The organism is Massilia sp. P2_C2, from assembly GCF_056404615.1.
The window spans coordinates 18,969-30,236 of the sequence record NZ_JBFUDR010000040.1; the positions used below are offsets into that span (position 1 = coordinate 18,969).

Genomic DNA, 11,268 nt, shown 5'->3' on the forward strand with positions numbered 1-11,268 from the left:
GGCGGCCGGATCCGCGCACGGACTGGTCGCCTGGTCCTGATGGATTATAGGTAGGGCCCCGAAGCATTTTGTGCGGTTGACCCCTCGCGGGACGGCACAAGCTGTGGTTCTGGCGCGCCTGGCGGCAGGTCGTTTCGAATTGCGTTTACCCCGTCGCAAACGCGTGCCGCGTGTGGCAAGATGACGCGACATCGAGGAGGCAAACATGAAAATTCAGAAGTCCAACAGCACCATCCAGTACCGCCGGATGACCGCGGAAGACCTGCCGGCGGCCCATCGGCTGTCGCTGTCCGTGCTGTGGCCGCACCGGCTGGAAGACTGGGCATTCATCCACGCGCTGGGCTCGGGCATCGTCGCGGAAGACGCTTCCGGCGTCATCGGCACCATGATGTGCTGGGTCCACGGCGCGGACTACGCGTCGCTGGGCATGATGATCGTCGCGCCCGAACACCAGGACAAGGGCATCGGCCACGAACTCATGGCGCGCATCCTGCGGGAAGTGGGCGACCGCTCGATCTTCCTGCACGCCACGGCGCGCGGCGTGCCGTTCTGCGAAGGTTTCGGCTTCGTGCAGACGGGCTGGGTGCACCAGCACCAGGGCAGCGTGTTCCGCGCGCCGTTCGTGCCGCTGGGCGCGGGCGAGCGCATCCGCCCCGTCGGCCCGCGCGACGAGGCGGCGCTGGCCGACCTGTCGCGGCGCGCCGTCGGCATGTCGCGCGCCACCGTGCTGCGCCACCTGATGGACGTGGCGGACATCGTCGCGATCGACCAGTACGGCGACCTGACCGGCTTCGCCGCGCTGCGCAAGTTCGGTCATGGCTATGTGATCGGCCCCGTCGTGGCGCCCGATGCCGCGCGCGCGAAGGCGCTGATCGCGCACTGGGCCGGCACGCAGGCCGGCGCCTTCGTCCGGGTCGACGTGCCCGGCACGAGCGGCCTCTCTCCCTGGCTGACCGACATGGCCCTCGTGCAGGTCGAGGCGACCGTGCACGTGATGGTGCGCGGCGACATGCCGGGCACCGACCCGGCCGTCAAGCGCTTCGCGCTGCTCAGCCAGTCGCTGGGCTGAACGAGGTGATACGCACGCTATGCGGGTACGTAGGGTGGGCACCCCGTGCCCACGCGTGACGCCAGCGAACCGCATACGTTCGCGTGGGCACGGGGGTGCCCACCCTACCCGAACAAGGACACTGCCATGAACATTCCCACCACCGACACCATCATCTACCGTCCCATCCACGAGGACGATATTCCCGCCGCGCACGCGCTGACGCAGGCCGTGCGCTGGCCGCACCGAATCGAGGACTGGCAGGCCGTCGTGCGCCTGGGCACCGGCTTCKCCGCGGAAGAACACGGCGCGGTCGTCGGCACCGCGCTGTGGTGGGCACAGGGCGAACACCAGGCCTCGCTGGGCATGGTGATCGTCGCGGCCACCCACCAGGGCCGCGGCATCGGCCGCGAACTGATGCAGCGCGTGTTGCAGGAGACGGGGACACGTCAGACCCTGCTCATCGCCACCCCGGCCGGCCAGCCGCTGTACGAGCGCCTCGGCTTCGCGGCCACGGGCACGATCCTGCAGCACCAGGGTACGATGCAGACCATCGCGCCGCCGGCCGGCGCAGGCGACGTCCGCCTGGCGGAACCGGAAGAACTCGGCGCCCTGATCGACCTTGCGAACCGCGCCACCGGCCGGTCGCGCGACGCGATCGTGCGGCACCTGGCCCAGGTGGGCGAAGCGGCCGTGCTGACGCGCGATGGCGTCGTGACCGGCTTTTCCATCACGCGCCGCTTCGGGCGCGGCCATGCGATCGGCCCGCTGGTGGCGCCCGACGCCGACGGCGCCCGCGCGCTGGTCGCGTTCTGGTCCGGCGCCTACGCGGGCACCTTCGTGCGCATCGACGTGAACGGCGCCGCCGATATGGGGCCATGGCTGGAACAGGCCGGGCTCGCGCAGGTCGATACCGGCGTCGCAATGGCTCGCAACGGCGAGCCGCGCCACGACGCGGCCCTGCAGCAGTTTGCCATCGTCAACCAGGCGCTTTGCTGACGGTCAGGCGGATTTTTCCAGTCTAAAGACGGTCACCAGCTCGTCGAGCTGCACCGCCTGCTCGTGCAGCGAGGCCGAGACGCCGGCGACATCGTCCACCAGTTCGGCGTTACGCTGCGTGACGAGGTCGATGCTGCCGATGGCGCGGTTGATCGCATCGATGTCGGCGGCCTGCCGTTCGCTGGCGACGGCGATGCCGCTGACGATCTGCGCCACGCGGCCGACGCTGGCCATGATCTCGTTCATCGTGTCGCCCGCCTGGTTGACGAAGTGCGCGCCGGCGTCGATCTGGCCGACCGAGTCGTCGATCAGCGCCTTGACTTCCCGTGCCGCTTCCGCCGCACGCTGCGCCAGCCCGCGCACTTCGCCGGCGACGACGGCGAATCCGCGGCCCTGCTCGCCCGCGCGTGCCGCCTCCACCGCCGCGTTCAACGCCAGGATGCTGGTCTGGAACGCGATACCGTCGATCACCCCGATGATGTCGACGATGCGTCGCGCCGCCGCGTGCACCGATGCCATCCTGCCCACCGCCTCGGCCACCACGGCGCCGCCCTGCCGCGCCGTCGCCGAGGCGCCGGCGGCCAGCCGGTTCGCGTCCAGCGCATCCGCGGCGCTCTGCTGCACGGTCGCCGCCATCGCTTCCATCGACGCCGCCGTGTCCTGCAGCGACGCCACCTGCCGCTCGGCCTGGGCACGCAGGTCGCGGCTGCCGGCGGCGGCCTGCGTGGACGCGGCACTGATCGCATGCGCGGCCCGGTTGATCCGTCCGATGGTCCCGGTCAGGTTGCCCTGCATCGCCTGCATGGCGGCCAGCAGGCTGCGCTCGTCGCCCGCMCGCACGGCGACCTGCTCGCTGAGGTCGCCGGCCGCGATGCGGCGCACGATGTCGGCCGCATGCGCCGGCTCACCGCCCAGTTCCCGGTAGATGGCGCGGATCAGGAACCAGCCGAACAGCGCGGTCGCCAGCGTGCCGGCCGCGATGACGACCACCATGCCATTGCGCAGCGACGCATAGCGCAGGACGGAGGCGTCGTATTCGCGCCCGGCCGCCTCCACCTGCATGCGGCGCACGGCCGCGATGCCTTGTGCCGCGGCGTCGCCCAACGTGCGCATGCGGTCCTGCGCGGTCTTCGCCGCCTCCACGTCGCCGTTGCGCAGGGCGGCGACTGCCGGCTGCAGGGCCTCCGTGCGCAGCTTCGCCCAGGCGGCGCCGAACGCGGCGGCAACGCGTCTTTCCGCGGGCAGCTGCGCCAGCGCGGCGCAGGCGGCCCAGGTCCGGTCGATGTCGGCGGCACTGGTTTCCATGCGCGCCGCTTCCGCCTTGATGTCCACCATCGGATCGGTGATCGCGAGCGCGAGAGACAGGCGGTTCTGCAGCAGCAGTGCATCGATGCGGGCGACGCGCTCCAGCACGAGGGCGCGGTCTTCGTAGACGGTCTTCAGCCCGTCGTTGGCAGAGCGCATGCCATGCAGTCCCAGCATGCCGCTGCCGGCGGCAATCAGGGACAGGAAGGAAATCATGATGATGAGGCGGGATCGGATGGTCATGTTCACGGCTTGTTCTCCTCGGACCAGGGTGATGTTGGGGAGCGCCGAGTATGTCACCGGGGTTGCAGCACAAAATGCCGAATCGGACCGCAATTCGCAATTTCCGTTGATTTTGCGGGGCGTCTGCGCGAGCTACCGCTACGCGCCCCTGACTACCATAAGGGCGTCATCAACCAACCGGACACCATCATGCAAAACACGCTCCTGACCGCGCTGGACCGCGATCACCTGATCCACCCCGTCGTCAACTTCCGCACCCATGAGCAGCGCGGCGTCGCCATCCTCGAATCGGGACAAGGCGCGTACCTGCGCGATGCGCAGGGCAATGAATTGCTGGACGCGTTTTCCGGCCTCTGGTGCGTCAACGTCGGCTATGGCCACGAGAGCATCGTCCAGGCGGCCACCGAACAGATGCGCAAGCTGCCGTACGCCACGGGCTATTTTCACTTCGGCTCGGAGCCGGCGATCCGCCTGGCGGCAACCCTCGTCGAGCTGGCGCCCGCCTCCCTGCGCCACGTGTACTTCACGCTGGGCGGCTCGGACGCCGTGGATTCGGCGATCCGCTTCATCACGCACTACTACAATTCCACGGGCCGCCCGCACAAGAAGCAGTTCATCTCGCTGGAGCGCGGCTACCACGGCTCGTCGGCGCAGGGCTCGGGCCTGACGGCCATCGCGGCGTTCCACCGCAACTTCGACGTCCCGCTGCCCACCCAGCACACGATCCCGTCACCCTACCCGTACCGCAACGAGGCCGGCCCGGACGCCGACGCGATCATCCGCGCCTCGGTCGACGCTCTGCGCGCCAAGGTGCAGGCGCTGGGCGCGGACAACGTGGCGGCCTTCTTCTGCGAACCGGTGCAGGGCTCGGGCGGCGTGATCGTGCCGCCCAGGGGCTGGCTGAAGGCGATGCAGGACACCTGCCGTGCACTGGGCATCCTGTTCGTCGTGGACGAGGTCATCACGGGCTTCGGCCGCACCGGCCCGCTGTTCGCGTGCGAGGCGGAAGGCGTGGAACCGGACCTGATGACGGTGGCAAAGGGCCTGACCGCCGGCTATGCGCCGATGGGCGCCGTGCTGATGTCGGAGGGAGTCTATGCCGGCATCGCCGACGGCGTGCCGGGCATGCCGGTCGGCCACGGCCACACGTATTCCGCGCACCCGGTCAGCGCCGCCGTCGCGCTGGAAGTGATCCGGCTGTATCACGAAGGCGGCCTGCTGGCCAACGGCATCGCCCAGGCACCGCATTTCGAGGAAGGCCTGCGCGGCCTGCTGTCCCACCCGCTGGTGGGCGACGCGCGCAGCCGCGGCCTGCTGGGCGCCCTCGAACTCGTTGCCGACAAGGCAACGAAGGCCCGCTTCGATCCGGAACTGAAACTCAGCGACCGCATCTTCGAGGCCGCCTACCGCAACCGGGTCGTGTTCCGCGCGTTCGCCGACAACATCCTCGGCTTCGCCCCTGCGCTGTGCTACCGCACGAGCGACTTCGAACTGCTGTTCGCGCGCCTGAAAAAGACGCTGGACGACGTGCTCGACCAGCCGGACGTACGCCGGGCTATCAAATAATGCTGATGCGATTGATAAAATCTATTAATTGCGATTGGAAAATTTCATTATCCGGAAGGGGTAGCATGCGGTTAATATGAAGTTAATCATTGCAAGACTTACTGGAGCGGCCACCGATGATGCCTGACGCGCTAAAGCTGGACCGGATCGACATCCGGATCCTCGCCCATCTACAGGCCAATGGCCGGATCACGAACGTGGATCTGGCCGATGCCGTCGGCCTGTCGCCCAGCCCCTGCCTGATCCGCGTGAAGCGGCTGGAAAAAGCCGGCTTCATCGCCGGCTACGGCGCCCACGTGCAGATGGAAAAGCTGGGCACCACGCAGCTCGTGTTCACGCAGGTGACGCTGTCGGACCACCGGCGCGAGGATTTCATCAAGTTCGAAACCGCCATCCGCAAGATCGACGAAGTGGTCGAATGCCACCTCGTCAGCGGCGGTTTCGACTATCTGCTGAAGTTCGTCACGCGCAGCGTGGTCCATTACCAGACGATCATGGAAGAGGTGCTGGAGCGCAGCGTCAGCATCGAGAAATACTTCAGCTACATCGTCATCAAGTCGCCGTTCATCAAGAACCACTACCCCATCGAGAAGCTGTTCTCCCCGCACGAATGAGCGCGCAGGGCGCGCCGCATGATATGCCGCGCGCGCCCGAAAAAACACGCTTTGTGCCGATTGCCGCCCGCTCTATGCAGTTTCCCGCCAGGGTCCCGGGGCTAAGATAAATCCACTTGTTCAGCATCGCGGAGCGCACCGGCGCTCCGGATCCTGCACCGTGTTTTTATCTACAAGGACGGAACCTCGCGATGAAGCAATCATTCAAAATCGCCGTCATCCCCGGCGACGGCATCGGCAAGGAAGTYATGCCCGAAGGCCTGCGCGTGCTCGACGCGGCCGCCCGCCGCTTCGGCATCGACCTCCAATACACCCACATCGAGTGGGCCAGCTGCGACTGGTACGCGGCCCACGGCAGGATGATGCCGGACGACTGGAAGGCGCGGCTGGCCGGCATGGACGCGATCTATTTCGGCGCCGCCGGCTGGCCGGACGTCGTGCCCGACCACGTGTCACTGTGGGGCTCGCTGCTGAAGTTCCGGCGCGAATTCGACCAGTACATCAACCTGCGCCCCGCGCGCCTGTTCGACGGCGTGCCCTGCCCGCTCGCGGGCCGCAGGCCGGGCGACATCGACTTCATGATCGTGCGCGAGAACACGGAAGGCGAATACTCGTCCGTGGGCGGCATCATGTACGAGGGCACGGACCGCGAGGTCGTCATGCAGCAATCCGTGTTCTCGCGCCACGGCACCGACCGCGTGCTGAAATTCGCGTTCGAACTGGCCCGCCAGCGGGAACGCAAGCATGTGACGGTGGCCACCAAGAGCAACGGCATCGCCGTCAGCATGCCCTGGTGGGACGGACGCGCAGCAAGCACGGCGGCCGCCTATCCGGACGTGGCCTGGGACAAGCAACACATCGACATCCTGTCCGCCCGCTTCGTGCTGCAGCCGCAACGCTTCGACGTGGTGGTTGCCTCCAACCTGTTCGGCGACATCCTGTCCGACCTCGGCCCCGCCTGCACGGGCACGCTGGGCCTGGCGCCGTCCGCGAACCTGAACCCGGAGCGCGCCTTCCCGTCGCTGTTCGAACCGGTCCACGGCTCGGCGCCGGACATCTACGGCAAGAACATCGCCAACCCGATCGGCATGATCTGGTCCGGCGCCATGATGCTCGATTTCCTCGACGAGAGCGGCACCGCGGGGCGCCAGGCGCACGACGCGATCCTGGCCGCGATCCAGCAAGTGCTGCGCGACGGCCCGTGCACGCCGGACCTGGGCGGCGCCGCCTCGACCACCGGCATGGGCAAGGCCATCGCAGCGGCCGTGGAACGCGGCGCCTGATTTTCAACCATTCACAGAACAGAAAGGAACGCTGATCATGTCTCTGACACTCAACCGCACCGACCTGCTGCTGCAGCAGAACTACATCGACGGCACCTGGCGCGACAGCCTGGATGGCCGCCACCTCGACGTCATCGACCCGGCCACCGGCACCGTCTTCGCCAGCGTGCCGGACAGCAGCGCGGCCGACGCCCGCCTCGCGGTCACCGCCGCGCACCATGCCTTCGAAGGCTGGCGCACCCTGCCCGCCCGCGACCGCGCGCGCATCCTCAAGCGCTGGCACGCGCTGATCGTCGCGCATGCGGACGACCTGGCGAAGATCATCTCGCGCGAACAGGGCAAGCCGCTGGCGGAAGGCCGCGGCGAAGTGGCCTACGGCGCATCGTACATCGAATGGTTCGCGGAAGAAGCCGTGCGGACCTATGGCGACATCATTCCCGAACAGGTCCGCGGCCGCAAGCTGATGGTGACGCGGGAACCGGTGGGCGTCGTCGCTGCGATCACGCCATGGAACTTCCCGCTGGCGATGATCGCCCGCAAGATCGCCCCGGCCCTCGCGGCCGGCTGCACCGTCGTCGCCAAGCCGGCGGAAGACACGCCGCTGACGGCGCTGGCACTCGTCAAGCTGGCCGAGGAAGCGGGCGTCCCGCCGGGCGTGCTGAACATCGTGACGGCGTCGCGCGAATCCGTGAAGGACGTGGTCGACGCCTGGCTGATCGATCCGCGCGTGCGCAAGGTCACCTTCACGGGATCGACGGCCGTGGGCAAATACCTGGCGCGCGAATCGGCGACCACGCTGAAGCGGTTGTCGCTGGAACTGGGCGGCAACGCACCGTTCATCGTGTTCGACGACGCCGACCTCGATGCCGCCGTCGACGGCCTGATGGCGGCCAAGTTCCGCAACGGCGGACAGACCTGCGTGTCCCCGAACCGGATCTATGTGCAGGATGCCGTCTACGACGCGTTCTCCGACAAGCTGACGGCACGCGTGAAGGCGCTGCGCATCGGCCCGGCCACCAGCGCCGACGCGCAGATCGGCCCGATGATCAATGCGCGCGCCGTGGACAAGATCGAGGCCCACGTGCAGGACGCGGTCGCGCGCGGCGCGCGCGTGCTGACGGGCGGCCGGCGCGTGCGCGACGATGTCGCCGACGGCCCGCATTACTACGCGCCCACCGTGCTGGCCGACGCCGACGCCGACATGGAACTGGCCGGCGAAGAGACGTTCGGCCCGGTCGTGCCGCTGTTCCGCTTCCGCGACGAGAAGGACGTCCTGCGCGCGGCCAACGATACGCCCTACGGCCTCGCCACGTATTTCTATACGCGCGACATCGCCCGCGTCTGGCGCGTGTCGGAGCAGCTGCAATCGGGCCTCGTGGGCATCAACGAGGGCGTGCTGGCGTCTGAGGCGGCACCGTTCGGCGGCGTCAAGGAATCGGGCTATGGCCGCGAAGGTTCGCGCCACGGCCTGGACGACTACATGCAGACGAAATATCTGTGCCAGGGCGGCCTCGCATGAACGCCCCGCTGCAGGCCTATCCGATCGAACTCGCGTTCCCGGACATCACGCCTTATGCCGAGAGCAATACCGGAATCCCGTACGTGCACACGTTCGACAGCGGCGTACCGGGTCCGCACGTGATGGTGAACGCGCTCACGCACGGCAACGAGGTGTGCGGCGCCATCGCCGTGAAGGACCTGCTGGACCTCGGCGTGCGGCCGCGCCGCGGCAAGCTGACGCTGGCCTTCGCCAACGTCGAGGCCTACCGCGCATTCGATCCGGCCCGGCCCGACGCCGCGCGCTTCGTCGACCAGGACTTCAACCGCGTCTGGACGGCCGCCATCCTGGACGACCCGGCGCGCGACTCGTCCGAACTGCGCCGCGCCCGCGCGATGCGGCCGCTGATCGACACGGTCGACATGCTGCTCGACCTGCACTCGATGCACGAGCGCAGCGCGCCGCTCGCGGTCGCGGGCGTGGCGGACAAGGGCACCGAACTGGCGCGTGCGCTCGGCACGCCCGCGTGGATCATCCGCGACGAAGGCCATCCGGAGGGCCGGCGCATACGCGACTACGGCGCGTTCGCCGATCCGGACAGCCCGAAGAACGCACTGCTGGTCGAATGCGGCCAGCACTGGGAAGCGGCGGCCGTGGACGTCGCGCGCGACGTCACCGCGCGCTTCCTGGCCCTGCACGGCATCATCGGGCTGGACGACGTGCCCGCCGCCTGGACCCAGCCCCTGCCGCCCGTCACGCGCACCGTGCGCGTGACGGAACCGGTGGTGGCGCACAGCATGGACTTCCGCTTCGCGCAAGACTTCACCGGGCTGGAGACCTTCGCCGATGCCGGCACGGTCATCGCGTGGAGCGATGGCGCGCCCGTCGCGACGCCGTATCCGGACTGCGTGCTGGTGATGCCGTCGCTGCGCCAGCTGCGGCCCGGCGTGACCGTCGTGCGGCTGGGACGGCTGGAGGCGTAGCGGCGGCCGGTGTTGGTCGACATCCCGCTGCGGCGCCTGCCCGGCGCCGCAGCGGTCAATCCGGGAAACGCGGCGGTCAGTTCGACCGCATCAGCCTGTGGAAGAACGATTACTGCGTCCAGCTCAGCGATTGCGCATCCAGCGACACCTCATAGTAGCCGCGGGAATTCCAGCTCAGCGGCACGCCGTTCTGCGTCAGCGTGCCGCCATTCACCGTGACACGCAGCTTGCGGCCCGACGGGAAGTTGGCCGGCAGCGTCCATGTCCACGTCGTCACGCCGCCGAGGGTAGCGGGCGTTGCCGCCTGCAGCAACTGCTGGCCGCGCCAGTAGGCGCCGATGTTGACGACGCTGTCGATCCACATCGTGCCGAACGATTTGGCATAGCTCATGTTACCCGTGATCACGCCGATGTCCTCGCCCCCGCCCCAGTTCTGCGTGGGGGCGGGCAACACCGTGTGGAACAGATAGATCATCCACTTGCCCTGGCCCAGGGCGTTGTCCACGGCGGTGTTGAACGAAGACACGGGATGGCCGTTCTCCGTGGCATCCCCGGGAACCTGGGCAAGCGGCAGGTTCATCAGATCGCTGCCGGTGCCGGGCGCGACCACGCCCGGCCACACGCCGCGCGCCACCATGAAGCGCGATGTGGCCGCCGGTTTGTAGTCCACGTCCCCGAACGGGTAGGCGGTGGTCCAGACCGCGGACTGTCCGATCTTCGTGCGGATGTAGTCGTTGGTGTCGTCGAACTCGGCCCCGGCACTGCCAAGGCCTTGCGGGCAAGTGTTGGGATCGTTGTCGCTCAGCTCCGCGGCCTTGCAGTGGTGCGTGGTGTGGTTGCCGATTTCCGAACCCTGGGCGACGGCGTCCTTCCAGGTCGCGTCGAAGTTGGGATACCAGTTGGCCGCGGGCATGATGTAGTAAGTGGCGCGGACGCGCTGCGACTTCAGCTCCGGGTAGTGATCGATCTGCGACGGCTGCGAGTCGTCGAAGGTATAGGACATCGCGGCCTTGAAGCCGGCCCAGTCGATCACGCGCAGCCCCGGCTGTCCCGTGGTGCCGGCGGGCTTGGCCACCTCGCGCGCCACGAGCGGCAACGGCAGGCCGGCCGCGCCGCCGTCGTTCCACGGCCGCACCAGCACCTTCAGCGGGGCCTCCTGCGTGCTGCCCTGGCCATCGCTGACCTGCACGATGAGGTCATAGTCGTTGTGGGCGTCGGCGTCGGCGGGATGCGCGGTGTCCGGCGCCTGCCGGAACGACAGAGCGCCGGTCGCGGGATCGATCTTGAAGAGCGGCGCGTCAAGGCCGGAGATCGACCACGTCGCGGTGCGCCCGGTGGCCAGGGTTGCCTTGGGGAGAAGGAAGGCGGCGGTCAAGCCTTCCTGGACTTTCAGGCTGGCCGGCACGCCAAGGACGGACGTACCCGACGGCGCGCCGTCGCCGCCGCCCGGTATGTCAGAACCGTTGGTCGGATCACTGCCGATGCAGATGTCGCCGGTCACTGTCGGGATATTCGCGTTCATTGCGTCCTGGCCTGCGAAGACGAAGCCGAACGAGGCCGTCCCGCCTGGAGCGATGTCCTTGTTCCAGCCACCGCCGTCCGAACCCGTGAACGTCGGCTTGGTGCCCGTCACGACCCCGTTCCACGCGTTGCCCGACACATACGAGCCGTCGCTGTAGGTCCAGGTCACCTGCCAGCCATGCAGCGTCTCCGTGCCCTGGTTGGTGAT

Annotated in this window: 9 protein-coding genes; 7 read left to right on the forward strand and 2 right to left on the reverse strand. The window is 68.2% G+C overall.

The genetic code is table 11. From position 1 onward, the window contains the following. Positions 1-205: 205 nt before the first annotated feature. Together AC1DYX_RS07325 and AC1DYX_RS07330 are read left to right on the forward strand one after the other, a co-directional pair. Positions 206-1,069 (forward strand): GNAT family N-acetyltransferase, encoded by an 864-nt coding sequence (locus AC1DYX_RS07325; protein ID WP_477257803.1) that lies wholly within the window; start codon positions 206-208, stop codon positions 1,067-1,069. A gap of 126 nt (positions 1,070-1,195) precedes the next feature. Next, positions 1,196-2,047, forward strand: a complete 852-nt coding sequence (locus tag AC1DYX_RS07330; RefSeq protein ID WP_477257806.1) for a GNAT family N-acetyltransferase — start codon at positions 1,196-1,198, stop codon at positions 2,045-2,047. Between the two features lie 3 nt (positions 2,048-2,050). On the opposite strand, the gene AC1DYX_RS07335 is transcribed toward AC1DYX_RS07330, so the two are convergent. Continuing rightward, complete coding sequence (locus tag AC1DYX_RS07335) at positions 2,051-3,595, reverse strand: methyl-accepting chemotaxis protein (protein WP_477257808.1); 1,545 nt, start codon at positions 3,593-3,595, stop codon at positions 2,051-2,053. Between the two features lie 189 nt (positions 3,596-3,784). Between AC1DYX_RS07335 and AC1DYX_RS07340 the strand changes: the two genes are divergently transcribed. The 5 genes from AC1DYX_RS07340 to AC1DYX_RS07360 all read left to right on the forward strand — a co-directional run bounded on the left by AC1DYX_RS07340 (position 3,785) and on the right by AC1DYX_RS07360 (position 9,539). Further along, entirely contained in the window at positions 3,785-5,161 is a 1,377-nt protein-coding gene (locus AC1DYX_RS07340) for an aminotransferase class III-fold pyridoxal phosphate-dependent enzyme (RefSeq protein WP_477257810.1), read from the forward strand. A gap of 119 nt (positions 5,162-5,280) precedes the next feature. Continuing rightward, a complete protein-coding gene (locus AC1DYX_RS07345) occupies positions 5,281-5,775 on the forward strand; it encodes an Lrp/AsnC family transcriptional regulator (RefSeq protein ID WP_477257822.1) in 495 nt (164 codons plus the stop codon). A gap of 191 nt (positions 5,776-5,966) precedes the next feature. Further along, positions 5,967-7,058, forward strand: a complete 1,092-nt coding sequence (locus tag AC1DYX_RS07350; protein ID WP_477257812.1) for a tartrate dehydrogenase — start codon at positions 5,967-5,969, stop codon at positions 7,056-7,058. A 37-nt stretch (positions 7,059-7,095) separates the two neighbouring features. Continuing rightward, positions 7,096-8,577: an NAD-dependent succinate-semialdehyde dehydrogenase gene (locus AC1DYX_RS07355; protein WP_477257814.1), complete on the forward strand. Its 1,482-nt coding sequence runs from the start codon at positions 7,096-7,098 to the stop codon at positions 8,575-8,577. Further along, positions 8,574-9,539, forward strand: a complete 966-nt coding sequence (locus AC1DYX_RS07360; RefSeq protein ID WP_477257816.1) for a M14 family metallopeptidase — start codon at positions 8,574-8,576, stop codon at positions 9,537-9,539. Before AC1DYX_RS07355 ends, AC1DYX_RS07360 begins: the two co-directional genes overlap by 4 nt. A 109-nt stretch (positions 9,540-9,648) precedes the next feature. On the opposite strand, the gene AC1DYX_RS07365 is transcribed toward AC1DYX_RS07360, so the two are convergent. After that, on the reverse strand, positions 9,649-11,268 hold a 1,620-nt coding region (locus AC1DYX_RS07365; RefSeq protein ID WP_477257818.1), incomplete at its 5' end, for a cellulose binding domain-containing protein.